General features: G+C 70.7%; 29 protein-coding genes and 1 riboswitch. Of the genes, 16 read left to right on the top strand and 13 right to left on the bottom strand.

Annotated elements, in window-relative coordinates:
* Positions 1 to 11: 11 nt before the first annotated feature.
* A complete protein-coding gene (locus tag AB0O44_RS05890) occupies positions 12 to 758 on the bottom strand; it encodes a lipoate--protein ligase family protein (RefSeq protein WP_364135398.1) in 747 nt (248 codons plus the stop codon).
* Positions 759 to 774: 16 nt separating this feature from the next.
* Between AB0O44_RS05890 and AB0O44_RS05885 the strand changes: the two genes are divergently transcribed.
* On the top strand, positions 775 to 1,158 hold the full coding sequence (locus AB0O44_RS05885) for a DUF2177 family protein (RefSeq protein ID WP_290257696.1): 384 nt from the start codon (positions 775 to 777) through the stop codon (positions 1,156 to 1,158).
* Here the strand turns inward: AB0O44_RS05885 and AB0O44_RS05880 are convergent.
* Positions 1,155 to 1,958, bottom strand: coding sequence for a thioesterase family protein (locus tag AB0O44_RS05880; RefSeq protein WP_364135394.1), 804 nt, complete (start codon positions 1,956 to 1,958; stop codon positions 1,155 to 1,157). The genes AB0O44_RS05885 and AB0O44_RS05880 overlap by 4 nt on opposite strands.
* Before the next feature lie 125 nt (positions 1,959 to 2,083).
* Between AB0O44_RS05880 and AB0O44_RS05875 the strand changes: the two genes are divergently transcribed.
* Positions 2,084 to 2,764: an endonuclease/exonuclease/phosphatase family protein gene (locus tag AB0O44_RS05875; protein ID WP_290257888.1), complete on the top strand. Its 681-nt coding sequence runs from the start codon at positions 2,084 to 2,086 to the stop codon at positions 2,762 to 2,764.
* Positions 2,765 to 2,820: 56 nt separating this feature from the next.
* On the opposite strand, the gene AB0O44_RS05870 is transcribed toward AB0O44_RS05875, so the two are convergent.
* Positions 2,821 to 3,345 carry a hemerythrin domain-containing protein gene (locus AB0O44_RS05870; RefSeq protein ID WP_364135391.1) on the bottom strand — a complete coding sequence of 175 codons (525 nt, stop codon included), beginning with the start codon at positions 3,343 to 3,345 and terminating at the stop codon, positions 2,821 to 2,823.
* A 432-nt stretch (positions 3,346 to 3,777) separates the two neighbouring features.
* Here AB0O44_RS05870 and AB0O44_RS05865 point away from each other — a divergent pair, with 432 nt between their 5' ends.
* The gene (locus AB0O44_RS05865) at positions 3,778 to 5,046 is read left to right on the top strand and encodes an alkaline phosphatase family protein (protein WP_364135387.1); all 1,269 of its coding nucleotides are present in this window, start codon (positions 3,778 to 3,780) and stop codon (positions 5,044 to 5,046) included.
* Positions 5,043 to 6,257: an alkaline phosphatase family protein gene (locus tag AB0O44_RS05860; protein WP_364135384.1), complete on the top strand. Its 1,215-nt coding sequence runs from the start codon at positions 5,043 to 5,045 to the stop codon at positions 6,255 to 6,257. Before AB0O44_RS05865 ends, AB0O44_RS05860 begins: the two co-directional genes overlap by 4 nt.
* Positions 6,258 to 6,300: 43 nt before the next feature.
* On the opposite strand, the gene AB0O44_RS05855 is transcribed toward AB0O44_RS05860, so the two are convergent.
* Positions 6,301 to 6,975, bottom strand: coding sequence for a DUF1345 domain-containing protein (locus tag AB0O44_RS05855; protein ID WP_364135381.1), 675 nt, complete (start codon positions 6,973 to 6,975; stop codon positions 6,301 to 6,303).
* 145 nt (positions 6,976 to 7,120) lie between these two features.
* On the opposite strand from AB0O44_RS05855, the gene AB0O44_RS05850 reads away from it, so the two are divergent.
* The 5 genes from AB0O44_RS05850 to AB0O44_RS05830 all read left to right on the top strand — a co-directional run bounded on the left by AB0O44_RS05850 (position 7,121) and on the right by AB0O44_RS05830 (position 11,884).
* Positions 7,121 to 8,521, top strand: a complete 1,401-nt coding sequence (locus AB0O44_RS05850; protein ID WP_364135378.1) for a glutamate decarboxylase — start codon at positions 7,121 to 7,123, stop codon at positions 8,519 to 8,521.
* An 86-nt stretch (positions 8,522 to 8,607) separates the two neighbouring features.
* Positions 8,608 to 9,387 (top strand): phosphatase PAP2 family protein, encoded by a 780-nt coding sequence (locus tag AB0O44_RS05845; RefSeq protein ID WP_364135370.1) that lies wholly within the window; start codon positions 8,608 to 8,610, stop codon positions 9,385 to 9,387.
* A gap of 12 nt (positions 9,388 to 9,399) precedes the next feature.
* Positions 9,400 to 10,182, top strand: a complete 783-nt coding sequence (locus AB0O44_RS05840) for a VTT domain-containing protein (RefSeq protein WP_364135367.1) — start codon at positions 9,400 to 9,402, stop codon at positions 10,180 to 10,182.
* 4 nt (positions 10,183 to 10,186) lie between these two features.
* Positions 10,187 to 10,849 carry a response regulator transcription factor gene (locus AB0O44_RS05835; RefSeq protein ID WP_364135364.1) on the top strand — a complete coding sequence of 221 codons (663 nt, stop codon included), beginning with the start codon at positions 10,187 to 10,189 and terminating at the stop codon, positions 10,847 to 10,849.
* 36 nt (positions 10,850 to 10,885) lie between these two features.
* Positions 10,886 to 11,884, top strand: a complete 999-nt coding sequence (locus AB0O44_RS05830) for a HAMP domain-containing sensor histidine kinase (RefSeq protein ID WP_364135361.1) — start codon at positions 10,886 to 10,888, stop codon at positions 11,882 to 11,884.
* Positions 11,885 to 11,941: 57 nt separating this feature from the next.
* Here the strand turns inward: AB0O44_RS05830 and AB0O44_RS05825 are convergent, their stop codons facing one another.
* Entirely contained in the window at positions 11,942 to 12,328 is a 387-nt protein-coding gene (locus AB0O44_RS05825) for a hypothetical protein (protein WP_364135358.1), read from the bottom strand.
* 191 nt (positions 12,329 to 12,519) lie between these two features.
* Here AB0O44_RS05825 and AB0O44_RS05820 point away from each other — a divergent pair, with 191 nt between their 5' ends.
* A complete protein-coding gene (locus AB0O44_RS05820) occupies positions 12,520 to 13,671 on the top strand; it encodes a cation:proton antiporter (protein WP_364135355.1) in 1,152 nt (383 codons plus the stop codon).
* 13 nt (positions 13,672 to 13,684) lie between these two features.
* Here AB0O44_RS05820 and AB0O44_RS05815 read toward each other — a convergent pair whose 3' ends face one another.
* Together AB0O44_RS05815 and AB0O44_RS05810 are read right to left on the bottom strand one after the other, a co-directional pair.
* Entirely contained in the window at positions 13,685 to 15,421 is a 1,737-nt protein-coding gene (locus AB0O44_RS05815; RefSeq protein ID WP_364135352.1) for a DUF5671 domain-containing protein, read from the bottom strand.
* Entirely contained in the window at positions 15,418 to 15,873 is a 456-nt protein-coding gene (locus AB0O44_RS05810) for a hypothetical protein (RefSeq protein ID WP_364135349.1), read from the bottom strand. Before AB0O44_RS05810 ends, AB0O44_RS05815 begins: the two co-directional genes overlap by 4 nt.
* A 112-nt stretch (positions 15,874 to 15,985) precedes the next feature.
* Between AB0O44_RS05810 and AB0O44_RS05805 the strand changes: the two genes are divergently transcribed.
* The 3 genes from AB0O44_RS05805 to AB0O44_RS05795 all read left to right on the top strand — a co-directional run bounded on the left by AB0O44_RS05805 (position 15,986) and on the right by AB0O44_RS05795 (position 18,640).
* Complete coding sequence (locus AB0O44_RS05805) at positions 15,986 to 17,542, top strand: DUF5129 domain-containing protein (protein WP_364135346.1); 1,557 nt, start codon at positions 15,986 to 15,988, stop codon at positions 17,540 to 17,542.
* An 84-nt stretch (positions 17,543 to 17,626) separates the two neighbouring features.
* On the top strand, positions 17,627 to 18,004 hold the full coding sequence (locus AB0O44_RS05800; protein WP_290257681.1) for a cupin domain-containing protein: 378 nt from the start codon (positions 17,627 to 17,629) through the stop codon (positions 18,002 to 18,004).
* 9 nt (positions 18,005 to 18,013) lie between these two features.
* Complete coding sequence (locus tag AB0O44_RS05795) at positions 18,014 to 18,640, top strand: dihydrofolate reductase family protein (RefSeq protein WP_364135343.1); 627 nt, start codon at positions 18,014 to 18,016, stop codon at positions 18,638 to 18,640.
* A 53-nt stretch (positions 18,641 to 18,693) separates the two neighbouring features.
* Here AB0O44_RS05795 and AB0O44_RS05790 read toward each other — a convergent pair whose 3' ends face one another.
* Entirely contained in the window at positions 18,694 to 19,455 is a 762-nt protein-coding gene (locus AB0O44_RS05790) for an NlpC/P60 family protein (protein ID WP_364135340.1), read from the bottom strand.
* 2 nt (positions 19,456 to 19,457) lie between these two features.
* Positions 19,458 to 19,652, bottom strand: a riboswitch (cyclic di-AMP (ydaO/yuaA leader).
* Positions 19,653 to 19,785: 133 nt separating this feature from the next.
* Between AB0O44_RS05790 and AB0O44_RS05785 the strand changes: the two genes are divergently transcribed.
* Positions 19,786 to 20,037 (top strand): hypothetical protein, encoded by a 252-nt coding sequence (locus AB0O44_RS05785; RefSeq protein ID WP_290257678.1) that lies wholly within the window; start codon positions 19,786 to 19,788, stop codon positions 20,035 to 20,037.
* Positions 20,038 to 20,065: 28 nt separating this feature from the next.
* On the opposite strand, the gene AB0O44_RS05780 is transcribed toward AB0O44_RS05785, so the two are convergent.
* Genes AB0O44_RS05780 through arsB form a run of 5 tightly spaced genes read right to left on the bottom strand, consistent with a single transcriptional unit; the run spans position 20,066 to position 24,215 of the window.
* Positions 20,066 to 20,710 (bottom strand): DNA alkylation repair protein, encoded by a 645-nt coding sequence (locus AB0O44_RS05780; RefSeq protein ID WP_364135337.1) that lies wholly within the window; start codon positions 20,708 to 20,710, stop codon positions 20,066 to 20,068.
* Between the two features lie 40 nt (positions 20,711 to 20,750).
* On the bottom strand, positions 20,751 to 21,266 hold the full coding sequence (locus AB0O44_RS05775; protein ID WP_364135334.1) for an N-acetyltransferase family protein: 516 nt from the start codon (positions 21,264 to 21,266) through the stop codon (positions 20,751 to 20,753).
* Complete coding sequence (locus tag AB0O44_RS05770; protein WP_364135331.1) at positions 21,263 to 22,675, bottom strand: FAD-dependent oxidoreductase; 1,413 nt, start codon at positions 22,673 to 22,675, stop codon at positions 21,263 to 21,265. Before AB0O44_RS05770 ends, AB0O44_RS05775 begins: the two co-directional genes overlap by 4 nt.
* Positions 22,676 to 22,677: 2 nt before the next feature.
* The gene (locus tag AB0O44_RS05765; protein ID WP_290257674.1) at positions 22,678 to 23,094 is read right to left on the bottom strand and encodes an arsenate reductase ArsC; all 417 of its coding nucleotides are present in this window, start codon (positions 23,092 to 23,094) and stop codon (positions 22,678 to 22,680) included.
* A gap of 23 nt (positions 23,095 to 23,117) precedes the next feature.
* Entirely contained in the window at positions 23,118 to 24,215 is a 1,098-nt protein-coding gene (arsB, locus tag AB0O44_RS05760) for an ACR3 family arsenite efflux transporter (RefSeq protein ID WP_364135328.1), read from the bottom strand.
* A 105-nt stretch (positions 24,216 to 24,320) separates the two neighbouring features.
* Here arsB and AB0O44_RS05755 point away from each other — a divergent pair, with 105 nt between their 5' ends.
* Entirely contained in the window at positions 24,321 to 24,671 is a 351-nt protein-coding gene (locus AB0O44_RS05755) for a metalloregulator ArsR/SmtB family transcription factor (protein ID WP_364135325.1), read from the top strand.
* 240 nt (positions 24,672 to 24,911) lie between these two features.
* A complete protein-coding gene (locus AB0O44_RS05750; protein WP_364135322.1) occupies positions 24,912 to 26,174 on the top strand; it encodes an MFS transporter in 1,263 nt (420 codons plus the stop codon).
* Positions 26,175 to 26,220 lie beyond the last annotated feature (46 nt).

Here is a 26,220-nt window from a genome sequence, read left to right as displayed (position 1 = left end):
CAAGGTAACCGCTACGGGGCGGTCAGGGTCCGGAAGTCGCCATCCGCCAGTGCCGCGTACCGCCTGTAGGCGCCGAGGACCGCCGCCTCCACGGCGTCGACGTTGAGGCCCGGCACCAGGTCATCCGCGGCGCCCGCCGTCGCCGGATCCCAGTCGAGTCCGAGCGCCGCGTAGCTGGCCTCCAGCACGGCCCGGATGGGCGCCGAGTCGGAGACGATCACCGCCGAGCTGAACAGCCAGCCGCCGGAGACCACCCGCTGGGCCGTGCCCACAAGCTTGATCCGGTGCGCCGGGTCCCGGCGGTCGGTGCCGTGGACGCTGAATTCGCCCGGGCAGTACTCCCCCGGGATCTCGCCGACGGCTGCGTCCACACCGGCGTCCCGGAGCGCCTCCGCCAGCAGGCCGCCGAAAAGGGCGAACCGGGCCTTGGCGCCGGCGATCGCGTCGGCGTCGGGCTCCAGGTGGTCGATCACCAGGCTTCCCGGGTGGTACGCGGCGGCGCGTCCCCCGGCCTTCCGCACCAGGGGTTCGAAGCCGAGGTCCCGGCAGGCCCGGGCAGCGGCCTCGAAGCCGGGCAGGTTGGCGTCCCGCTGGCCGAACGCCAGGGTGGGGACGGGCCGGTAGAGCCGCAGCAGCGGCCCCGCCGCCCCGGTCTTGACCCGCCGCAGCAGTTCGAGGGCGAAATCGAGGTCTTCCGCCGCGCCGAGGGAGGAGGGCTGACGGAACACGGTGAGGCTCCGGGGTCCGGCCTGCTGCATGTGGTTATGCTCCCTTATGGTCTTTCTGCAATTCCTGGTGGTGGCCGCCGCGTTTGCCGTCATCGACGCCGTCTGGCTGAAGTCGACGAGCAGGTTCTACCGCCGCCACCTGGGCCACCTGATGGCCGACAAGCCCCATCTAGGCTACGCCGTCGTGTTCTACGTGCTGTACATCGCCGGAATCGTCTTCTTCGCCCTGCGCCCCGCGCTCGACGGCGGCGGCTGGGCCGCCGCGTTCGGCTACGGCGCGGCGCTGGGCGGCTTCGCCTACGCCACCTACGACCTGACGAACGCCGCGACCCTGAAGAAGTGGCCGCTGGTGATCGTGGTGGTGGACATCGCCTGGGGCGTGGTCCTCACCGGCCTGGCCACGACGGTGGGCTGGTTGGTCTTCCACTAGCTCTTGCGCAGCGTCAGGATCTGCTCGGCCCGGCCGAACGGACCCTGCAGGTCGTGCAGCACCGTGGAGGTCAGCCCAATGCCGTCCGTTCCGAAGGAGACCTCGTTGTCCAAGCCCAGCCACTGCCCCTCCGGCAGCCGGTACATGTGGATCTGCAGGTCCAGGTTGGGGAACACGTAGCTGCCCTTGCCCGGCGGGACCCGGGCCGCGATGCCGTTGGCGGTGTCCACCAGGCCGATCAGCCGGGCCAGGTCGCCGCTGTCGTTCCGGTCGGTCAGCGGGTGGTCGGTGTGCAGCCAGACGGTGCCGGACCCGGCCCGGTGTCCCTCGGCGATGCGCATGCTCAGCGACGCGATGTACCCGCCGGGCCAGACCTGCGCGGCGTCGTAGGGATCGCAGTCCTCCGGGGCCGGGATCCGCGGGTCCTCGAAGGCTGCGATTGCGGTGGTGTCGGAGGTGATGATCCGCCAGGCCGTGGCCCTGATGGCGACGCGGCCTCCGGCGGTCAGTTCCGCCTGGAGCAGTTCGATGGTCCGGCCCGGGCGCAGCGTGGTGGTGGTGACCTCAAATTCGCCGCCCGGGATCAGTCCCAGGATTTCGTAGCTGATCCGGGCCATCCGCATGTCCGGCCGCGGGTCGTGCCGGGAGAGCGCGTCGGCCATGATGCCGGAGGCCGGAGCCATGTGCTGCTCGTGGACATTCCAGGCGCCCTGGGCGTGGATGGTCGAGCGGTAGCGGCCTCCGCCGAGGACCTCATAGTAGAAGTCACCCTCGGCCAGCTCGGGCATTTCAGCAGTCAACGGTGACCCTTTCGCAGCAACGTAATCGGAGAATTCCACCACCCTATCGCCTCGCCGCGACGCCGGACTGGGTAGACTCGGGTGCAGGTTTACCCCGACTATGCTGCGAAGAGGTGCTCCCCCTGATCCGAGTTATCAGCTACAACCTCCGCAAACACAAGGCCAGCGGCGAACTTGAGGCGCTGGCCCGCGACTACAAGGTGGACGCCTTGTGCCTGCAGGAGTGCGACACCGAAGACCTTCCCGAAAGCATTGGAAACCTGCAACTGGCCGACGCCACGCGTGGCAACCGGCTGGGCCTGGCGATTTACTACAGCACGGACCGGTTCACCGCCGGCGATACCAAGACCTTCTCGCTGAAGAAGTCCGTGCACGACCGGGTGCTGGCGCCGGCGCATGAGCGGCTGATCGGCACGCGGATGGTGGACAACCAGACGAACCACGCCCTGGTCATCGCCTCGTTCCACGCCGCCCCGTTGACGGCGTCGAACTCGTTGCGGCGCAACCAGATCCATGCCGCCCACGGCGAGTTGCTCAGCATGGGCGGCGGGCTGATGACGCTCATGGTGGGCGACTTCAACTACCCGTTCTTCACGAAGTACCTGACGGAGCAGATGAAGGACGCCGGCTACGAGCTCTCGCTCAGCGACCGGCGCACCTACACCCGCTACAAGGTCTTCAAGGGCCACTTCGACTTCGCCACCTCGCAGGGGCTGGTGATCGAGAAGGTGGAGACGCTGCCCCGCGGCGCGTCCGACCACCTTCCCATCCTGATCTCGGCCGAATACGGCCAAAACCCCGAGTAGAAGTCGATAGCGGAACGGCCGGGCTGGTCAGGCCCGGCCGTTCCCCTTTAATCCCGCTACTTCGAGCCCGGCTCGTTCTGCTCCACGTACTCGTCAGGGTCGACGTCCCGGGCCTTGATGCCGCCGGCGTGGGCTGCCTCGAAGGCGTAGAAGGACACGGCCAGCTTGTGCCGCAGGTCCAGGTCCGCGTTCAGCCGGAAGTCGGTGAGGCCCTCGCGTTCCTCCTCGCCCATGTGCTCGCTGTTGGCCTCATTCACCTTCGCGACGGCGGCCCACCACTCGTCGGAGCCGGCGTCGTGCCGCCCGACGTCGGCGATCGCGTCCCGGATCTCGTTGTGGTCGTGGATGGCGTCGGTGGTCTCGTCCTCCGGTGAGTCCTTGCCGCCCTCACCCGTGCCCAGCGCCAGCAACTCCGGATAGAACAGTTCCTCCTCGGCCTTGGCGTGGACTTCCAGCAGGATCTGCAGGCGGTCCCAGACGGCGGCCAGGTCCACGGGGGCTGCACCGCGCATCTCCTCCAGGATCGCGAACATGCGGCGCTGGTCGTGGTGGTCGTTGAGGATGACGTCGGTGATGTCCATGCGTGCTCCTGCGGGGTTTTCGGCCGTGTCCCGCCCGCGCTGCGGCGGAGGGATCGGCGGCGTGTGCCGGCGGCGGGGTGCCGTTGCTCCGATGCTAGTGCAGGACCCGCGGGCGGTGCCGCCCGGCCGGGGAAGTTCCGGCGTTTCAGGCAAACATCGCGTGAACAAAGCACGGACGGACGTGAAAAACAGGCAGTTCCGTAACCTTCCCGTGATCTACTTTTGGGCGTCATCCTGCGGTCCGGGCACTGTCCGGGGCCAGCGGGATGTGGCAGGCCGGAGCCTACGACGGGACCGTCGGGAATCCGGCTGCCTCCGGGGCGGGGACCCCGGGACCGTAACTTTTCCGTCGCTTCCAGCGATTACCCCTGCGCAGGACCGGCTGACGACAGCAGCCAGAATGTCCGGCCCGATAACGAAGGAAATGATCACGTGACTTTTTCCAGACGGAGTTTTCTCGGAGTGGCGGGAGCGACGGCGGCTACCGCCATTGCAACCACCGCCACGGTCCGTGCCGCGACCGCCGCCGCCCCGAACCTGCCCGCGCCCGAAGCGTCCGGCATCGAGCACATCATCGTGGTGATGATGGAGAACCGCTCCTTCGACCACTTCCTCGGCTGGCTGCCGGGCGCCGACGGCACACAGTCCGGGCTGAGCTTCAGGGACCGTTACGGCATCCCGCACTCGACCTACCACCTGACCGATTTCCAGGGTTGCGGCCACCCGGACCCGGACCACTCCTACGAGGGCGGCCGGATCCAGTTCAACAACGGCAAGAACGACGGCTGGCTCCGGGCCGGCGAGAACGACGAATTCGCGGTCGGCTACTACGACGCCCCGGACCTGGACTTCTGGCGCCAGGCCGGACCCGACTGGACCGTCTGCGACCGCTACTTCGCCGCGACCATGGCCGAGACGTACCCCAACCGCTTCTACCAGCACGCCGCCGCCACGGATCGGATCCACAACTCCACCGTGACCGCCACGCTCCCCACCATCTGGGACCGGCTGGCCGCCGCGGGCGTGGCCGGGAAGTACTACTACGGCGACATCCCCTTCACGGCGCTCTGGGGCACCAAGTACCAGCCCATCTCCCACCCCTACGCGGACTTCCTCACGGACTGCTCGGCCGGGACCCTGCCGGCCGTGTCCTTCGTGGACCCGCGCTTCACCGACGAGGGGTCCGGGACCTCCGGGGACGACCACCCACACGCGGACATCCGCTCCGGCGAGACCTTCCTGGCCGAGGTCTACAACGCGGTCACCTCCGGCCCCGGCTGGGCCAACACCCTGCTGGTGGTCAACTACGACGAATGGGGCGGCTTCTACGACCACGTCGCCCCCGCGGCGGCTCCCGACACCGCGGACACGACGGCCCTCCGCGGCTTCCGGGTCCCGTCCCTGGTGGTCTCCCCGCGCGCCCGGCGCCGCTACGTCGCCCACGACGTCTACGACCACACCTCGGTCCTCAAGGCCATCGAGTGGCGCTGGAACCTGCCGCCCCTGACACCCCGCGACCAGGCCGCCCGGAACATCGCCGAGGTCCTGGACTTCGGCACCCCCGCCAACCTCGCCGCCCCCAAGTACCTCGTCCCGCCCTTCGTGGCCGGCCCCGCCTGCACCCCGGTGGGACCACCCCCGGAAGAGGAATGGTCCGGACTGAAACAGAAAGCCCTCGCCGACGGATGGAAACTGCCGTGAACAACACCCCCAGCAACGCCAGCACCAGCACGCAGGCCGCGCCGCGCCCCGGCCGCCGGATCCTGAAGCGGTTCGCCGCCGCCTCCGCGCTCGTCCTCGCCGCCGCGGGCATCGGCTACGGCTCCGCGTCCGCCTCCGCGGGCGCCCCCGCCGCCGCACCCCAGCAGGCCGGAACCGCCGTCCCCGCCGCGACCCAGACCGGCGGCTACCTGCCCGGGGCCAAGCACCTCTTCGTGATCAACCTCGAGAACAAGGGCTACGACGAGACCTGGGGCCCGGCGTCGGCCGCCCCGTACCTGTCCCAGACGCTCCGCAGCCAGGGCGTGCTGCTGAACCAGTACTTCGGCACCGCCCACAACTCCCAGCCCAATTACGTCTCGCAGATCTCCGGCCAAGGGCCGAACGCCCAGATGCAGTCCGACTGCCAGACCTACTCGCCGTTCGTGGGCACCGGTACCGCCAGCCCGGGCCAGGCCGTCGGCGACGGCTGTGTCTTCCCCGCCAGCGTCCCCACCGTCGCCGGGCAGCTCAAGGATGCCGGGAAGACCTGGAAGGGCTACATGGAGGACATGGGCACCCCCTGCCGGCACCCCGCGCTCGGCGCCGTCGACGACACCCAGAAGGCTAGGGTCGGCGACCAGTACGCGGCCCGCCACAACCCGTTCGTCTACTTTGCCGGGATCACCGGTTCACCCGACTGCGCCGCGAACGACGTCGACCTCTCCAACCTGAGCACCGACCTCGCTTCCACCGCCACGACGCCGAATCTGTCGATGATCACGCCCAACCTCTGCCACGACGGCCACGACTCCCCCTGCGTGGACGGCAAGCCCGGCGGCCTGGCCAGCGCCGACGCCTGGCTCAAGCAGTGGGTCCCGGTCATCACCGGCTCGCCGGCGTTCAAGCAGGACGGCGTCCTGGTCATCACCTTCGACGAGTCCGACGGCCCCCAGTCCGACGCCAGCGCCTGCTGCGGCGAGGGCCCCGGGCCGAACGCGGCCCTTCCCGGCATCACGGGGATGGGCGGCGGCCGGGTGGGCGCCCTGGTGCTCTCCCCGTTCAGCAAGGGCGGCACCTGGTCCACCACCCCGTACAACCACTACAGCCTGCTGGCCAGCATCGAGGACACCTTCGGCCTGCCCTACCTCGGCTACGCCGGGACCCCGGGCCTGAACCGGTTCGGCCTCGACGTCTACAACGCCGGGGTCTGAGGCACGGCGTCTGAAGGCCGGGACCTGAAACCGCGGTGGCCGGTCAGTGGATGAGGCCGGCCACCAGGTTGATGGTGGTGGCGAGCACGATCGTGCCCAGCAGGTAGGACAGGAGCGCCTGCCGCAGGACGGTGGTGCGGATGGCATCGGTCTTGAGGTCCGTGTCCGAGACCTGGAAGGTCATGCCTACGGTGAAGGCCAGGTAAGCGAAGTCCAGGTAGCGGGGCAGCTTGTCCTCGTTGAAGTCGACGCCGGTCTTGTCCCGGTAGTAGATGGAGGCGTACCGGAGCGTGTACAGGGTGTGCACCAGGAACCAGGACAGCGCGACGCTGCCCACGGCCATGGCAATGATGGCCGCCTTGGTGCCGCCCTGGGCGTTGGAGGCATCCAGCAGGATCAGGGCGACGCCGCCGAAGCTCGCCACGGTGGCCACCAGCACCAGGCCGTCGGCCAGGCCGCGGCTGGGGTCCTCGCGGCGGGCGTGCGCCGCCGTCGCCTGCGGCTGCAGGCCGCCGATCACCGACCACACCCAGATCAGGTAGGTCAGGGACGCCGCCGCCCAGCCCAGCGCGGGCGCGTAGGCCCAGGACATCAGGGAGCCGACGGCGACAGCGGTGGCCACGCCGACCAGGACCATCACGAGGACCCGGAGCCGGGAGTGGTGGGCCCGGCTGTTGAAATTGTGGCCGCCATGGCCGTTCGCTACCTCTGCATTCATGCGCCGATCTTCCCAGCAGAGCCTCCCATTGCGGCGCACGGCGGGGCGTGTCGGCGCCGTTTCCTTCCAACGCCCCGGCCCGGCGGGTAGCGTGGGCGGGGCAGGCCGCGGCCCCGCCGCGGCTTCCCCCTGCCGAAGGAGTGCCATGCCCAGGTCCCACCGATCCCCCAAGCACGAGCCGGACACCGATGTGGAGCTCAACCCGCTCTTCAGCAGGCCGGGCGAGGCCACCACGTTTCCCAAGTTCCGGCTACCCGACGGCGAGTCCCTCCCCGCTACGGCCTACCAGGTGGTCCATGACGAGGCGATGCTGGACGGCAATGCCCGCCTGAACCTGGCCACCTTCGTGGGCACGTGGATGGAGACCGAGGCCGCGAAGCTCTACGCCGAGACGTTCGACAAGAACATGATCGACAAGGACGAGTACCCGCAGACCGCCCTGATCGAGACCCGCTGCTGGCGGATGCTCGCCGACCTCTGGAACGCCCCGGACCCGGAGTCCGCCGTCGGGACCTCCACCATCGGCTCCTCCGAGGCCTGCATGCTGGGCGGCCTGGCCCTGAAGCGCCGCTGGCAGAACGCCCGCCGGGCCGCGGGCAAACCCACGGACAAGCCCAATCTGGTCCTCAGCTCCGCCGTCCAGGTCTGCTGGGAGAAGTTCTGCAACTACTGGGAGGTCGAGGCCCGCTACGTCCCCGTCTCCGCCGAACACCCGGTCCTGGACGGTACCCACCTGGAGCAGTACGTCGACGAGAACACCATCGGCGTCGTGGCCATCATGGGCGTCACCTACACCGGCCGTTACGAGGACATCGCCGGAATCTCGGCCGCGCTGGACGCCATCGAGGACAAGCACGGCCACGACGTCCCCATCCACGTCGACGGTGCCTCCGGGGCCATGATCGCCCCGTTCCTGCAGCCGGACACGGTGTGGGACTTCCGGCTCCCCCGGGTCGCCTCGATCAACACCTCCGGCCACAAGTACGGCCTGGTCTACCCCGGCCTCGGCTGGGTGATTTGGCGGGACAAGGACGCCCTGCCGGAGGAGCTGGTGTTCCACGTCAGCTACCTCGGCGGGGACATGCCCACGTTCGCCCTGAACTTCTCCCGCCCGGGCGCCCAGGTGCTGCTGCAGTACTACCTCTTCATTCGACTCGGCTTCGAGGGCTACGCCTCCGTCCAGTCCGCCTGCCGCGACGTGGCCACTTACCTCTCCGCGGAGATCGGCGCCATGGAGGCGTTCACCCTGTGGAGCGACGGCTCGGACATCCCGGTCTTCGCATGGCAACTGGCCGACGGCCACACACGCAACTGGAACCTCCACCACCTGTCGGAGCGGCTGCGGATGAGCGGCTGGATTGTTCCCGCCTACCCGCTCCCGGACGGCCTCGGCGACATCACGGTGCAGCGCGTGGTGGTGCGGAACGGCTTCACTAAGGACCTCGCGGCGAGTTTCCTGGCCGACCTGAAGAAGGAGGTCGAGTATCTGGACTCCCTCGACGCGCCGATGCCCTCCCAGGGGCAGAGCCCGGCCTTCCACCACTGAGGATTCTTAAGCGATTCTTAACCGGTGCCGGGGACACTGGAAGAGGCGCGCCGCCGCGCGCCAGCGCCCCCGACACGGAGGATTCCATGACAGGACCCGCCCCACTCGATCGATCAGCCGAGCGCCACGGTTCTTCCGGCACAGGTTCGGCCGGCACCGGTTCATCCGGCACGGCTGCCGGCCGGTTCTGGCCGCTGCCCCGGCAGCGCCACTGGCTGCTGCTGGCGGTACTGCTCTCGGCCGTCGTGATCGCCCTCGGTGTCACGGTGAAGCTGCTGCCCGGCGACACCGCGGCCGAGCTGGGCATCGACCAGAACCTTAGCCAGCACCACATCGCCGTGCTGACCGCCGTCGCCATGGCCATCAACCTGGTCTTCGGCCCGGTGGTGGGGCTCGCCGTCGTCGCCGTCATCGCGCTGGTGATCTGGCTGGTCCGGGGCGACCTGGTCAAGGCGGTGGCCTTCGGGCTGGTGGCCTGCTCCGGCTGGGTAGCCAGCGAGGCGTTCAAGCTCCTGATCGCCCGGCAGCGCCCGGACCAGGGCCTGCTGGTGGACCCGCTCTCCCCCGAGACCGGCTCCAACAGCTTCCCCAGCGGGCACGTGTCCTTTGCCGTGGCGCTGGCGTTCGCCCTGTTCTTCCTGGTCCGCGGCACCCGCTGGGCCCGGCCGGTCGCCATTCTCGGCGCCGTGGTGGCCGTGATCGTGGCCTGGTCCCGGCTCTACGTCGGTGTGCATTACCCCACCGACGTCACCGCCTCGTTCCTGGCCGCCAGCGCCGCCGTCCTGGTGGTCACCGGCCTCTGGAACCGGTTCGGACCGGCCCTGGCGGAACGGATCCCCGCCGCCCTCCGCTCTCCCCGACGCTAAAGGACCCCGCCCGTGCACAGCATCGTCCACGCCGCCACCCTGGCCCCCGGCCTCGTCGCCGGCGCCCCCTCCCTGCTGGATCCCGCGACCATGCTCTCCGGGTTGGGACCGGCGGCCCTCGGCGTCATTGCCGCCATGGTGTTCATCGAGTCGGGGGTCCTGTTTCCGTTCCTGCCGGGCGATTCGCTGCTGTTCACCGCCGGGCTGCTGCACCGGGAGCTGCAGTTGGGCCTGCCGGTGCTGATCGGGGTGATCACGGCCGCCGCGATCGCCGGCGACCAGGTGGGCTACTTCCTCGGCCGGACCTTCGGCCGCCGCTGGTTCAAGGACGACGCGCGGATCCTGAAGACCGCCCGCCTTACCGCCACCGAGGACTTCTTCCGCCGGCACGGGGGCGCCGCCGTCGTCCTGGCCCGCTTCGTCCCGATGGTCCGCACCTTCGCGCCGCTGACCGCCGGGATCGGCCGCTACGGCTACCGCTCCTTCACCCTCTGGAACGTCGTCGGGGCCCTCGCCTGGGCCACCTCGGTGACGCTGCTGGGTACCTGGCTGGGCCACTACGCGGTCATCGCGAACAACATTGACATCATCGCCATCGCGATGGTCCTGGTCTCGGTGCTTCCCTGGCTGGTCCAGTTGCTCCGGCGGCGCCGCGGCGGCGCCCGTGGTTCCTCGGGCACGGACTCTTCCGGCACTCCCGCGGACGACGACGCGACGCGGGACGGCGGGGACGACGGCGGATTCCGGGATCGCGTGTCCGGGGACGGGGTGCGCACCGCGGCGGTGGAAGACTAGCCCCATGCCGATGCCCGCCCTGCTGCTGGTCGAGGACGATCCCGTCCTCGGCCCGCTGATCGCCGAACTCCTGGAACCCGATTACCGGGTGGTCCTCGCCGCCAGCGGGCAGGAGGGCCTGCACCGCGGGTTGACCGGGGCCTGGGACGTGATGGTGATCGACCGCGGCCTCCCGGGCCTGGACGGCATCGGCCTGATCGGTGCCCTGCGCGCCAAGGGCATCGCGACGCCGATCCTGATCCTGACGGCGCTCGGCGATCCGGACGAGAAGGTCCGGGGCCTGGACGCCGGCGCCAATGACTACGTCACCAAACCCTTCGACGCCCGCGAACTGGCCGCCCGGCTCCGGGCCCTCACCCGCACGTTCGCCCCGCCGCCGGCCACGGTCCCCATCGGCGGCTGGGAGCTGGATCCCGGGGCGCGCCTGGTCCGCTCCCTCTACGGCCAGACCGTCACCCTCACCGCCAAGGAGGCCGAACTGCTGGCCGCCCTCGCCACCGAACCGGGGCGCGTGTTCACCCGGGACGAGCTGCTGTCCCGGTACTTTTCCCCGACGGACCAGCCGGGTGTGATCGACACCTATGTCCACCACCTCCGCCGGAAGATCTCCAAGTCCGTGGTCCGCACCGTCCACGGGCTCGGCTACCAGATCGGCGACCCCGAATGAGCAGGTTGATGAGCAGGTTTCCGCGGGCGGGTGTCCATGAGTAAGGCAACGGCGGCCGGGCCGAGCCCGGACGAGATCACGCTGCGCCGGGCGGCCCTGAAGGTGGCCGTGCGGATCAGTGCCGTCAGTGCCGTGCTGGTGCTGGCGCTCCTGGCGGTGGCCACCGCGTATCTGGTGCATAAGCTGTCCCAGCCCACCCCGCTGCCGGCCACGGGCGCCGGAACAACGTACGCCTATGTGGACTCGCGCGACATCCTCGAGGCCATGATCATCGCCGGCGTGGCGGGCATCGCCCTGGCCGGACTGGCGGGGTGGCTCAGCGCCCGCAGCGCCATCCGTCCCCTCGGCGAGGCCCTGGCGCTGCAGCGCCGCTTCGTCCAGGACGCCAGCCACGAACTGCGCACCCCGCTGGCGATCCTGGATACCCGCATCCAGCTGGCCCAGCGTGACGCGGAGGGAGATCCGACGGCCCTGCGCAACCTGGCCCGGATCCGCGCGGACACGGCCACGCTGACCGGGATCGTGAACGAGCTGTTGCTGGCTGCGACGGCGGCGGCCCCGGACCCCGGCGCTCCCCCGGTGGAGCTGGCCGGCGTCGCCGAGTCCGTCACGGAAAGCCTGCGGCAGGTGGCCGACGGCAAGGGCATCGTGCTCGGCTTCGAGGCCAGTGGCCGCCCCCGGGCGCGGATCGAGGCCAATGCCCTGCGGCGGGCGGTGCTGGCCCTGGCGGACAACGCTCTGGCGCACACCCCCTCAGGCGGCCAGGTCCTGATTAGGGCCGCGGAAGAGGACGGGTCCGCCGTGATCACCGTCTCCGACACCGGCCCGGGCATCACCGGGGTGGACCAGGACCGCATCTTTGACCGGTTCGTCCACGCCGCCCGGCCCGCGGGGTCCGACGGCGGACGCGGCTTCGGGATCGGGCTGTCGCTGGTGCGCGAGATCGCGATGGCCGCCGGTGGCACGGTTTCGGTGGCGGGCACCAGTCCGGAGGGCACGGTGCTGCGGATCGAGCTGCCGGCCGCGACGGACTAGGCAGCCACAGCAGGGCTCAAGGGGCCTGACCGGCCCGCCTAACGTGGATGCAACCGCTTACAGCGCGGCGCTGGTCTCCACGCGGTTCTCCGGCCGGTTCGCCGCCCGGTTGTCCGCACAGTCGCAGGCCGGGGCGCCGGCAGGTTCCACGTTGGTCCGGGCCAGGAGGGCCTCCACCACTTCGGCCACCAGGTCTTCCTTGTCGCGGCGCTTGGCGTCCTCCATCTGCGCCACTTCCACCCGGGCAGCCTGCCACGCGGACCAGTGTCCTGATACCAGCGCCCAGAGCGAGAGGGCCGAGACGTAGACCACCGAGTCCAGCCAGCCCATCATCAGCGAGATCGGGATCATCAGGATCCAGATGATCGCCAGCCAGCCGTTCACGCGCCGCATGAAGACAGGGTCGCCCTGGACCATTGCCCAGAGACTCTTGATGGGGCCCATGCATCCTCCTTGGTGATAACACGGCGGAGCGGACCGCCTCCGGGACCTTATCCACGCAGGCTGGGAGATTGCTGGCAATTTCCAAGCCTGGAAGGCGGAGCGGGAAGCGGGACCGGAACGGCCCGGCGGGACTACTCTCAGTCCATGCTGAGATATCCCGGCGGGGCCGGATCCGGGGAGGACCGGGCCGCGTGAGCTTCCTGACCCTGGCGCTGATCGCCGTCGTCGCACTGGCCGGGCCGTTACTGGCCCTGCCGGTCCGCTGGCATCTGCCGGTGGTGCTCGGGGAACTGCTGGCAGGCGTCCTGATCGGCCGCACCGGGCTGGCCCTGGTGGACCCGGGTGACCCCACGTTCAGCCTGCTCGCCAACATCGGATTCGCCCTGATGATGTTCGTCGCGGGAACCCACGTCCCGGTCCGGGACCCGGTGATCCGGACGGCCCTGGGACGCGGGGCGGGACGGGCGCTGCTGGCCGCGGCCGCGGCGGCGGCAGCAGGGACCGGCCTGGGGCTGCTCTTCGGCACCGGACACGCCCCGCTCTACGTGGTGCTGCTGGCGTCCTCCTCCGCCGCCTTGGTGCTGCCTATCGTGGACTCGCTGCGCCTGGGCGGGCCGCACGTCGTTGCCATGATGGCGCAGGTGGCCATCGCCGACATCGCCTGCATCGTCGCACTGCCGCTGGCACTCGACCCGCCCAACGCCGCGCGCGGCGCCCTGGGCGCCGTCACCGTGGCCGCGGCCGCCGTCGTCCTCTTCTTCGGCCTGCGCGCCCTGGAGCGCAGGGGCACCCGCCAGCGCGTTCACCGGCTCTCCGAGCAGCGGAAGTTCGCCCTGGAACTACGGATACAACTGGCGCTGCTGTTCGCCCTGGCCGGCATCGCGAACCTGGGCCGGGTGTCGGTGATGCTGGCGGGCTTCTCCTTCGGGCTGGTGGTCGCGGCCGTCGGGGAGCCCCGGCGCCTGGCCCGCCAGCTGTTCGCCGTCAGCGACGGGTTCCTGGGGCCGGTGTTCTTCGTCTGGCTGGGTGCCACCCTGAACCTGCGCGACCTGGCCGGCCGGCCGGAGATGGTGGCTCTCGGACTGGCGTTGGGGCTGGGGACCGTCGCGCTGCACGCCGGGCTCAGGGCGGTGGGCCTGCCGTTGCCGCTGGGGGTCATGTCCGCGGCGCAGCTGGGCATCCCGGTGGCGGCGGCCAGCATCGGCACCCAGCTGCATGTCCTGCTTCCGGGCGAAGACGCGGCCCTGCTGCTGGGCGCGTTGGTCACGATCGGGGCAAGTGCGGTGGCCGGGTCCCGGGCCGCGGGGACGTTTGGCCCGCCGCCCGGGGCCGATACCCGGTAGGCGTCCGACGCCGTCAGTCGCGGAGGGCAATGACCTGGGCGGAGTCCGGGGTGTCGGCGATGACCAGCACCCGCGGAGCGCTGATCCCGGCGAGCGCGCCGGCGAGCGACCGCGGGGCGGCAACGTCGGCGACGGCGGGCAGCACCGCGCCGGGCGGGGCGGCAACGTCGGCGACGGCGGGCGCCACTGCACCGGACGGGAAGACGCCGGCCCGGCGCCACACGGTGACCGGCGCCCCGGTCTGTTCCTCGAGAATCCTGCGGAGCGGTTCGGGGTCCGCGGCGGTGACCAGGATGATCCTCCCGATGCGGAGACGGGCCGCTGGTGCCTCGGAGTCCTTGAGGGTCCTGTCCTGCCGCCAGACGGAGAAGTGGTAGCCGGAGGCCAGCCCCGCTGCCACCAGCCAGCCCAGCGGGGCGCGGATCCTGTCCACCACACTGCCGCCGGTGATGTCCGCGAGCGCCAGTTCGAAGAGCCGGTAGCCGATCACCAGCAGGGCCGCCAGCGCCACCGCCGCACTGAGCCCGAAGACGGTCACCAGGTAGACCCGCCGGCCAGGCGTCACGCCCTGCGTTTCGTGTTGCTCCCGGGGCCGCCAGGTAAGCCACCAGACCAGGCCGCCCACGAAGAGCGAACTGATCCCGCCCAGCAGCAGGGTCAGGGCACTCCCGCCGCCGGGTCCCTCGCCCGGTGGCGTCTCCGCCAACGGGGACACGGCCAGGGAGAGCGCGGCGTTGAGCACCACGCCGATCCCCGATGCGGCGGCCGCCAGCGCCACCCCCGAGGTGATCAGGGTCCCGGCCTGCCTGACCCGAAGCGAACGGCCGCGTGCCGCCGCCCGGTGGTACCGCCAGACAAGGGCGCCGACGGCGGTGGCGGCGAGCGCTGCGCCGAGGGGAGACAGCAGGCCGGTCAGCGTCTCGGTCCGGTCGAACGCGAGCCGCAGCAGCACCAACAGCACCGTCCCGGCACCCCCGAGCGCCAGCAGTCCGGCGGCGAGGACGCCCGCCAGCAGCAGGGCCACGTCGGCGAAGCCGCCCCTGAGCCTTCGGGCCCCGCCGCGGAACCAGTGCCACCACCACACCAGCGCTCCCCCGGCGGCCCACACCGTGTTCCCCAGGACGGCCCGCCACCACGGGTCCGCGGCGCCGGTCAGTTCCATCGAGCCGCGCAGGGCGACGTCGAACAGCCCGGAGAGGGCCGCCACCGCCGCGCCCGCCCCGATCGCCAGCCCCGCCGTCGTTCCGATGACCCCCGGTACCTGCGCGAGCGCCAGGGGCCCCTTGGCCGGGTGCCGCCACATCCACCGGTGCCACACCCACACCAGGAACCAGGTGACCCCCACCGCGAGCGGCGGACGCCACTGCGGCTGGGGCTCCGTGACCAGCGACGACGCCGCGGCCAGGAGGGAGGTGGTGGAGATCAGCAGCGACAGCGTATAGAGGGCGCTGACATAGAGACCCCACGACGGCGCCGCACGTTCGGTCTCCGCACCCAGGCGGCGCCACACCAGCCACCAGAGCAACGCAGCCAGCGGCCCGCCCACGAGTGCGAACGCCAGGGACAGCGCCAGCCCGGCGATCCCTTCACCGGCCAGGAGCTGCCCGGCGGTCAGTGCGCGTTCCAGCAGGCCGGCGGCCCCGTTGGCGGCGATCACCACCAGGGCCGCCAGCAGGACGTACACCACCAGCCGGCGGACCTTGGCCTGGGCGGTACTTCCGGCGGGAAGCCGGACCGGCGTTGTGGTCATTTGACCGGTGTCCCGCCGGTGCAGGCCTGCAGGCTGTAAGGAAGGTCGTCGATGAACCAGCCAGTGCCGGAGCGCACCAGCACGAATACCCCGTCCTCGGTGAATTCGGAGGGACCGAAGGGGCCTTCCCCGGCGGGGTGGACGATGGAGACCCGCACGGTGGCGGTAGGCCCCCGTTCCGTGGAGCCCACCAGCACCACCCGGGCCGCCTGAACCGTCCCGAAGTAGCCCGTGCACCGGGACTTGGCGTTCCCGGTCAAGTAGCCCTGCGCCGCCGTCAGGTCGCCCTCCACCACGGCCTTGCTGTATTGCTGGACCACGCCGGAGGGAGTGCCCGGGTCCAGCGGACGCGGCTGTCCGCGCAGCAGCACGGCCCCCAGGGCCGCGACGATCAGCAGCACGATGGCCGCGGCGATGCCCACGAGGACCCGGTCCGGCTTCGGCTGGCTCATGCCGACAGTATGCGAGGACCACCCGCACCGGTCATGGTGTCTTTGGACCCTTTCAGCCCGGCCGGTCCGCCGCGAGTCTGGGACAACACGCCTTCTGCAGATGGTGGGACCGATGGGGACCTTTACCGCCGCCAGGTTTGCCGCGTTCCTGGCACTCGCCGCGGCCCTCGCCTTGGCGCTCGTTCAGGGACCCGCCGTGACCGGAGCAGTCGTCGCGGCACCGGCTGCGGCGATCGTCACGGGCACCACCACCGCCGCCGGCCCCACGGGAGAAGTCCGCACAGACCTAGTCCGCGCCGGCACCACGCCCACAGACGTCGTCGTCGTAGACCGGGCGGGCGTCCTGGACCTCGCCACGCTCCTGCCGGCGGTCCGGCGGATCGAGTTCTACCAGCCCACCAAGGTCGCGGTCTACACGTACAACGGCACGGCCTCGGACAACCTGAATGAGGAGGTGTTGCGCTACGCCCGGGCGGAGCACCCGGACTGGATCAGCCCCGACGGTCAGAAGTGGGCGGACGGGCTTTTCATTTTCGCGCTCGACCCGGTGGGCCGCCACGTCGGCACCTACATGGGTGAGGACCGGAAGGTCTCCCCCGGGGCACGGACGGACATCCAGGACGCGTCCAAGGACCTGCTCCGCGACGCGCAGTGGACGGACGGGACCATCGCCGGCATCCGCCGCGGCGCGGAACTGATCAACCAGCCCTGGTACCGCAGCGCCGCGTTCCTCATCTCCCTGTGGATCGGCGCGGGACTCGCCGCCGCCGCAGCCGCCGCCTGGCTCCTGGTCCGCTGGCGCACCCGGGTGGGGTGCCGCCGGGAGACCGCAAAGGGAGATGCCGCCTACGCCCGGGTGAGCATGGACCTGCCGGTCACCGAACTCAATGCCGGCACCATCCCCGCCGCCTCCCGCTACGGCGGCACGGTCCTGGAAAAGCACCGCAGTTTCCTCGGCCGGTACGACGCCGCGACGGCGCTCTCCAACCGGGTCCACGCCCTCACCCGACGGCAGCAAGGGAAACGCTCGTCCCTGGCGCTGGCCCGGCAGTTCGCGGACGCCGCCGCGGAACTGGACGCCCTGGATGACGTCATCTCCGACGCGAACGCGCTGCTGAACCGGAGCCCGCTCTGGCCCACCGCATGGGACCGCCAACTCGCTCCCTTTCGGCGGGACCTGGCCGGCATCGAGGACCTCCTCCGCAAGAGCCACGGCGCGGGCGACTCGGCGACCGCCGCCGCGCTGCGGTCCTTCCGCGACCGCAGCCAGGGCGACATGGAGGGCTGGACCGCGGACCTCGCGGGCGGCACCCTCGGCCCGGAGGATGCGCTGGACCGGCTCCGGGACGCCCGCACGGAACTGACCGAACTGCTGAACCGGCACGCGGAGACCGTGATCGAGGGTTTCGCCCGCACCGAACGGGAGGCGCGGCTGATGCGCCGGGAGATGGAAGAGGCCCGGTCCGGCACGGGCGGCAGGAAGCGGCCCGGCTACGAGCCCAGCATCCTTGGCACGGTCTACCCGTCCACCTATTTCTTCTCCGTTCCCGCGTTCTCCTCCGGCTTCACCACCGGGGTGACCAGCATCAATTCGGCCCGGGGCGGCACCACGGGGTACGGAGTCAGCGGGGGCAGCTTTTCCGGCTCCGGAAGCTCCTCCAGCTTCTAGGAAAACCGTATCGACAACCCCTGCGCAAGCGAGGATCGTAGGCCTTGTCCGTAGTTACCATTCCCTAAGGAAAGAGGCAGAGCGATGCCTGCTGTCGCTGTTTCCCAGTTGCAGGTGAAGTCCCATGACATGCCGGACGAAAAACGCCGCCCGGACAAGACCGAGGTGGATATCGTCACCCTCGACGACTACACAATCGGCCGTTTCACGTTCCAGCCGGGCTGGCGCTGGTCCGACTGCATCAAACCGGTGGTCCACACCGAAATGTGCCAGCTAAGCCACGTCGGCTTCTGTGTTTCCGGCAGACTCACCGTCGAGACCACCGACGGCAACCGGGCGGAAATCGCAGGCGGCCACTCCTACACCATCCCGCCGGGGCACGACGCGTGGGTCGAGGGCGGGGATCCGTTCGTGGGGATCGAATTCGTCAGCGCCGCGGGCTACGCGAAGCCCGGCGGATAGGGCGGATCCTTGCGGAAGATCATCCTGTCCTTCCAGGTCTCCCTCGACGGCTTCATGGAGGGCCCGCACGCGGACCTCAGCTGGCACCGGGTTGATGCCGAACTGCACGAGCACTTCAACGACCAGTTGCGCACCATGGGCGCCTTCCTCGACGGCCGGGTCACCTACGAGCTGATGGCCGGGTTCTGGCCCACGGCGGACCAGGACCCGGACTGCCCGCCCGCCGTCGCGGACTTCGCCGCCATCTGGCGGGAGATGCCCAAGTACGTCTACTCCCGCACCCTGCCGGAGGCCGGCTGGAACACCACGGTGGTGCGCGACGTCGACGCCGGGCAGGTGCGGGCGCTCAAGGCAGCCCCCGGCGGCGACCTGGCACTGGGCGGGGCGGAGCTGGCCGATTCCTTCCGCCGGCTCGAGCTGATCGACGAGTACTGGATCTACGTCCACCCGGTGCTGGTGGGCCGCGGAACGCCGCTGTTCAAGGCCGCCGCCGCGCCAACCGACCTGACGCTGCTGGAGACCCGGACGTTCCGCAACGGCGTGGCACTGCTGCGGTACGCGGCGAATCCCGACGCGGCGGACCAGAGCGCAGACCACGCGATCTCAGACAACGAAACCGGCGCCCGGCAGCCGTGAGGGCTGCCGGGCGCCGGCCCGGTACTACTTAACGTTACTGCTGAACGCGGGGGTTAGGCCCCCGCGCGGACGAAGGTCACGCCGCCGGTGGCGGTCAGCCAGGACAGCGGGTGGACGATCGTCTGGTTGGAGCCGTTCATACCGCCGCTGATCGCCTGGCCGTTGCCGGCGTAGATGGCGACGTGGCCGGACTGGACGATCATGTCGCCCGGCTGCGGGTCGGAGACGACCTTGCCGTAGTTGAGGAACTGCTGCGGGCCGAGGTCGCCCACCGGGATGCCTGCGGCGCCGAGCGCCTTCTCCACCATGGCGGTGCAGTCCTGCGTGATGCCGATCTGGCTGTACGCTGCAGAAAGCATGGCGGCGTTGACGCCACCGGCGGGGGCGGCGGCCGGAGCCGGCGCCGGTGCGGCGGCCTGGACGGTCACCTTCGCCACCGGGGCGGCCGGGACCTGGGCCACGGGGGCCTTGACGGCGGCGGGCGCGGCGGCAGGTGCCGGAGCCGGGGCCTCGACAACGGGCGCCGGGGTGGTGGCCACGGCCGGGCGGTCGAAGCTGATCTGCACGGCGGAGTCGGCGGTCACCGGGGCGGTAACCTTGCCGGCGACGTCGGCGTGCGAGACGGGTGCGGATTCCCGTTCGGCGGGGACGTTGCCGGCGGCGTTGGCCGCCATGCCGCTGGTCAGGACCAGGCCGGAGGCTGCGAGGACGACGGCGGCCTGCCGGCCCACGGTGCCGGTCGCCGCGGCGAAGGCGGCACCCCGACCGGTAGTTGCGGTGGTGCCGGGGCGCGCGTCAGTAGAGCGTGAAGTCATGATGTACCTCTCCCAAAGCCTGCGAGGTGAGCTGTCGGATTCGGATGGGAGACACCCGGCCGCGGGTCCGTCTGGGCGGACACTGCGCGGCTTCACCCCAAGACCCGCCCGTGGGCAGGTCGCGATTGGTTTCCCCGTCTCTGCCAGCTGGTTGCGAGGATGCCCTGGACCGCGGCAGAGTTAGGCAATCGGTCCGGGGGTGCCCGTCTCGGAAACCAACGGGCACCTCTCCACGGTAACGGCCATCCTCCCGAATGTCACATTAAGGTAACGGCAGAGGCGTCCCGGCGGGGCTACGATGATCCCACCATGTCCCGAGCGGAGGATCCGATGAATCCCCATTGTGTCGCGATCTGCCAGCTGAGCGATCAGCCGCAGGAAGACTTCGACGTGAATACCGAGCTGCTGGTTCTCGAGGGGAAGGAGATCCACGTCGCCACCTGGGATGCCGAGCCGCGCGACGGCGGCTTCGACCTGCACGTGCTGAACGACAGGGTGGACGCGCTGGGCTTCATGGTGGTGACGGACTGGGAGTTCCTGGACGGCAAGGCCTACGCCGTCGTCGAGCGCCGGCCCGCCTGAGTCCCGCCGCCCCGCGCACCGAGTATCCCTAGAGTTCGCCGCCCGCTTCCCGTTCGACGCGCTCGATGGCGGCCCTCACCATCTCCTCCGCCGACGGACCGCCGTCGCGGCCGCCGTCCGCCATGCCGTTGGCCAGGGCCTGGGCCGCCCGGCGCCGGAACCGCGCCCAGTCCCCCGCGCCCTTCCGGAGTTCGCGCAGCGGCGCCAGCAGGGCCGCGCGGCGAAGCCAGGGGTCGGGATCGCCCAGCCACCGGTCCAGGACGGCCTCGGCGCGGGCCCGGGCCTGCCCGCCCAGCCCGGCGATAAGCGGCCCCACCACGTCCACCGCCAGCGGGTCCGCGAGGTCGGGCAGGTGCGCGCCGCGGAGGAAGCCTTCGATCCGGGTCAGGTCCGAGTTGTCCAGGTGCCGCAGGGCAGATTGGAGGAGCACGACGGCGGCCAGGCGGCGCTCGAACACGGGCACGGCCCACAGTTCCGAACTGAGCGCGGTGAGACCGTCCCGGTCCAGTTGCCGGTGCCGGCGGAGCGCGTCGCGGACGGTGCCCCGGACGGCGCCAACGGAGGCGCCGTAGACCGAGAGCCCGGGCCCGAAGCGGTCCTGCCCGGCCTCGGCGCGTTGCCAGGAACTCTCACGCTGCAGTGTCGCGTCTATGAAGTCACCGGCCTCGCTCACCGTCCCATTCTTCCGCACCGGCCGTGGGCCCCGTGTCCGGCTAGTGGTCCGGGCTGCGGTACTCCATCAGGACGGTGTCCCGCCACTGCCCGGCGAGCGGCCCATAGGACATCAGGCCAATCCGGCGCCGGGTTCCCACCACGGTGAAGCCCAGGCGTTCGTGCAGGGCCAGGGAGGCGGTGTTCTCCGGGAAGATGGTCGACTGGATGGTCCAGATGCCGGCCTCCCGGCAGCGGCCGATGAGCTCCGCGAGGAGTCGGGCACCGTGGCCGCGGCCCCGCGCGGCGGCGGCGAGGTAGAGGGAGTGTTCCACCACGCCGCGGTAGACGGGGCGGGTGGACACCGGCGAGACGGCTGCCCAGCCGAGGACGGCGAAGTCGTCCTCCAGCACCAGGCGGACGTCCGGGCGGCGTCCTTTATCGAAGCTCTCCCAGGACGGCGGCTCCGCCTCAAAGGTCGCGTGGCCGGTGGCGATGCCTTCGGCCCAGACCGCCCGGACGGCGGCCCAGTCCGCGGCGGTGAGATCCCTGATGCGGAGGCCCGCCCCGGCGCTCATCCGGCGTCCGCTTCGCCGCCGCGCCCGTGCAGCAATCCCGTGGGAAAACCGAGGAGGACGGGCTCCGGTGCAGTGCAGCAGCCGCCGCCTGCCCCGGCTGGCGCCGACGTCCCGGCCGTGGCGGGCGCATCGGCTAAGGCGGGCGCATCGCAGCTGCTGCCGATGTCCGTTGAGCAAACCCCGGTCTCCGGCAGCTCCAAGTGCACGGTGTCCGCCGCCTCCCGGTCGCCGGCCAGCGCCGCGGCCACGGAACGGACCTGTTCGTAGCCGGTGGCGAGCAGGAAGGTCGGGGCGCGGCCATAGGACTTCATGCCCACGATGTAGAAGTCTTCCTCCGGGTGCGCCAGCATCCGCGCCCCGTGCGGTTCCACGGTGCCGCAGGAGTGGAACTCCGGGTCGATCAGCGGCGCGAGCTGCCGCGGCGCCTCCACGCCCGGGTCAAGGTCCAACCGGAGCTCCCGCAGCACGTCCAGGTCCGGGCGGAAGCCGGTCGCGGGGACCACGACGTCGGCGCTGAGCGTGCGCCCGTCGGTGGCCGTGAGTGTGACCTGGGTGCCGTTCAGGGAGACGGCGGCGATGCCGAACCGCGTGTGCAGCTGCACGGTCCCGTCCTGGACGAGGCCGCGGAGCCGGCTGCCGAGCAGGCCTCTGGCGGCGAGGCCGTCGGCGTCTCCGCCGCCGTAGACCTTGGCGGCGGAGGCGCCGCGGATTGCCCAGAGGATCCGGGTGCCGGGCTCCTGGGCCGCCAGGTCGGCGAGGTGGATCAGGGTGTTGGCGGCGGAGTGTCCGGAACCGACCACGACGGCGGTGCGGCCGGCGAAGGTTTCACGGTCGCGGCCCCGCACGTCCGGCAGCGGCGGAGAGATCCGGGCAGTGGCGGCCGGCTCGCCGCGGGCTGGCAGGCCGGAGGTGCCGAGCGGGTTGCGGGTGGACCAGGTGCCGGAGGCGTCGATGACGGCGGCGGCCCGCACCTCGCGGGTGCCGCCCCCGGACTCCTCGATCCGGAGCAGGAACGGCGTACCGGCGCGGTTCCGGCTGTGCGTCTTGTCCAGTCCCTCACGGGTGACGGCGGTGACCCGGGCACCGGCGTGCAGGCGCCCGGCGATGGCGGGCAGCGCGGCCAGCGGCTCCAGGTACCGGTCGATGAGATCCCCGCCGGTGGGCAGACCCGACGGCTTCGGCGCTTCCCAACCGGCGGCGTCGAGCAACCGCACGGCCGCCGGGTCGGTGTTGTACTGCCACGGCGAGAACAGCCGAATGTGGCGCCACTGCCGGATGGCATCGGCCGGGGCCGCCCCGGCCTCGAAAATCACGGGTTCGAGGCCCCTCTCGAGCAGGTGCGCCGCGGCGGCGAGTCCTACCGGACCGGCGCCGATGATGGCGACGGGAAGGGATCCGGTGACGGCCATGGTCAGTCCTCCTTCAGGGATGCGATGAGTTCCTCGATGCGGGCCTTGATCTCGTCGCGGATAGGCCGGACCGACTCCACGCCCTTGCCGGCCGGGTCGGCGAGTTCCCAGTCCTCGTAGCGCTTGCCGGGGAAGATCGGGCAGGTGTCGCCGCAGCCCATGGTGATGACGACGTCGGATTCCTTGACGGCCTCGGTGGTGAGGACCTTGGGGATCTCGGCCGACATGTCGATGCCGAGTTCGGCCATGGCCTCGACGGCGGAGGGGTTGACCTTGTCCGCGGGCGCTGATCCGGCGGAACGGACCTCGATCTCGCCCTTGCCCAGGGTGGTGAGGAAGGCGGCGGCCATCTGGGAGCGTCCGGCGTTGTGGACGCAGACGAACAGGACGGAGGGCTTCTTGGCCGTTTCGGTGCTCATGCGATTCTCCTGAGTGTGCGGGGTTAGGCGGGAAGGGTGCGGGGGGTGAAGTAACGCCGGCGGGCCCAGAGGGCGGCGTAGACAAGTGCCACCAGGACGGGAACTTCGATCAGGGGCCCGACGACGCCGGCGAGCGCTTGCCCGGAGGTGACGCCGAAGGTCCCGATTGCCACGGCGATGGCGAGTTCGAAGTTGTTGCCGGCGGCCGTGAACGCGAGCGTGGTGGTCTTGCCGTATCCCAGACCGAGGCCCTTGCCGATGGCCATCCCGGCGCCGAAGACCACCAGGAAATAGACCATCAGCGGCAGGGCAATCCGGAGAACGTCCAGCGGCCGGGAGGTAATGGTGCCGCCCTGAAGGGCGAACAGCAGGGTGATGGTGAAGAGCAGGCCGTACAACGCCCAGGGGCCCAGCTTCGGCAGGAACGCCCCCTCGTACCAGTCGCGGCCCTTGGCTTTTTCGCCGATGGTGCGGGTGAGGAATCCGGCCAGCAGCGGGATTCCGAGGAACACCAGCACCGAGCTGGTGATGGCCCAGAAGGAGAAGCCGGCGCTGGTGGTCGGCAGCCCCAGCCAGGACGGCAGGAGCTGGAGGTAGAACCAGCCCAGGGTGCCGAAGGCGATGACCTGGAAAACGGAGTTGATGGCCACCAGCACGGCCGCCGCCTCCCGGTCGCCGCAGGCGAGGTCGTTCCAGATCATCACCATGGCGATGCAGCGGGCCAGACCCACAATGATCAGCCCGGTGCGGTATTCGGGAAGGTCCGGAATGAAGATCCAGGCCAGGGCGAACATGAACGCCGGCGCCACGATCCAGTTGAGCGCCAGGGACGTGACCATGAGCTTCCGGTCGCCGATGACGCGGTGCGCCTGGTCGTAGCGGACCTTCGCCAGCACCGGGTACATCATCACCAGCAGGCCGACGGCGATCGGCAGCGAGACTTCGCCGATCTTCACGGCGTCGAGCGCGGCGTTCAGGCCAGGGATGACGCTTCCCAGCAGCAGGCCCAAAACCATCGCGACGATGATCCAGACCGGCAGGAACCTGTCCAGGGTGGAAAGCCTGCCGACGACGGCGGCCTCACCTTCACGGGTGGGCGTCGGGTCAGTCTGGGTGCTCACGGGGCTCCTGGCGGGTAAAGGGATTCGCGATAGAGATCGAAACTTGTCGATATGAAGTATCGGCGGCTATATCGACGAATGTCAATCTATGGGCATAATGAGGGCATGACGTCGCTGGACATTCTTGATCAGGCCTCCGCCGGGAGCTGCTGCACACCCTCCGCCACCCCGGCCCTGGCGCCGGAGGAGGCCCGGCGCAGGGCGTCGGTCTTCAAGGCGCTCGCCGATCCGAACCGGCTGCGGCTGCTCTCGATCGTCAAGGGCTCCGGCGGGGGCGAGGCCTGCGTCTGCGACCTGACCGAACCGCTCGGCCTGAGCCAGCCCACCGTTTCCCACCACCTGAAAATCCTTGTCGACGCAGGCCTCCTGCACCGTGAGAAGCGGGGCACCTGGGCCTACTATTCTCTTGTCCCGGGGGCGATCGCCGGAACCGCCGGACTCGTCGAATCCCTCTAGGGACCCACCGCCGGGAAACCGGGCTCCGCAAGCGCCGAGTCACCTTGTGCATAATACCCCTAGGGGTATTATTGGAGGGCGGGCATCCATTCGGAGTCCCGGCACCACAACTTTTGAGGAGAACACCATGTGCAGTCCCGTTCGATGCAACACCTGCGGAAAGATCACCTGGGCCGGCTGCGGCGAGCACGTCGACTCCGTGATGGCCAACGTTCCCGCTGACCAGCGCTGCACCTGCAAGTGACCCCCCGGCCGGCACGGGAGCACCCTCCGCGGCAGGCGTCGCAGCGGAAGGTGCTCTCCGTGCTGGTGGGCGGCCAGGTCCTCGGCGGCATCGGCATGGGCGCCACCCTGTCCCTGGGATCGCTGCTCGCGGCCCAGCTGTCCGGGTCCCCGGCCTGGGCCGGCACCGCGGCGACTATGAGCACCCTCGGTGCCGCCGTGGCTGCCATCCCGCTCTCACGCCTGGCCCTGGCGCGCGGCCGCCGGGTGTCCCTCTCCACCGGAGCCCTGATCGCCTGCCTGGGCGCCGCCACGGCCATCAGCTCCGCGGCGTTCGGCATCTTCCCGTTGCTGTTGCTGGGCCTGATGCTGCTGGGCTCGGGCTCGGCCGTCAACCTTCAGGCCCGGTTCGCGGCCACCGACCTCGCCACCACGGGCACCCGCGCCCGCGACCTGTCCGTCGTCGTCTGGTCCACCACCGTCGGCGCAGTCCTCGGCCCCAACCTCTTCTGCCCCGGCGAGGCCGTGGGTGCCGCCCTCGGCTTGCCGCCCATGACCGGAGCCTTCGCCTTCTCCGTCGCCGGCCAGCTGGCCGCCGCGGCGGTCTACCTCACCGGGCTCCGGCCCGACCCGCTGCTGCAGTCCCTCCGCGCCGGCGCCCGCGCCGACACTCCGGAGCCGCCGCAGACCGGCCGGCAGATTCTCCGGCAGAACAACCGGGCGCGGTACGCCGTCACCGTCGTCGCCCTCAGCCATGCCACCATGGTGGCGCTGATGTCCATGACGCCCATCCACCTGCGCGAGCACGGCGCGAGCCTGACCATTGTGGGCTTCACCATCAGCCTGCACATCGCCGGCATGTATGCGCTCTCCCCCGCCTTCGGCTGGCTTGCGGACCGCGCCGGCCGCGTGCCCGTGGTCCTGGCGGGTCAGGCGACGCTGCTGGCCTCGCTGCTGATCGCGGGCCTCTACTCCGACTCGCAGGCCGGCGTCACGGTAAGCCTGATCCTGCTGGGCCTGGGCTGGTCCGCCTCCGTGGTGGCCGGCTCCGCGATGGTGGCCGAGTCCGTGGCCGGCCGGGACCGGCCCGCCCTGCAGGGCATTTCGGACCTGAGCATGAACGCCGCCGGCGCCCTGGGCGGCGCGCTGGCCGGGCCCGTGCTGACCGCGGCGGGCTACTCCGGCCTGGGCTTCCTGGCGATGGTGCTGGTAGCGATCGTGCTGGCCTGGACCGGACTGAGGGCCCGCGCGGACCGCACCGCTACCCCGGCGGTGCGGTAGCGTCGTTCCCAGGTCGGCCGCACCCCGCGGCCGCACGCAAGGGAGC

The sequence above is a fragment of the Arthrobacter sp. NPDC080082 genome, from assembly GCF_040686595.1.
GTDB lineage: Bacteria > Actinomycetota > Actinomycetes > Actinomycetales > Micrococcaceae > Arthrobacter.
Note: the sequence above shows the minus strand (reverse complement) of the source record. Positions and strands in the feature narration are given on the sequence as shown.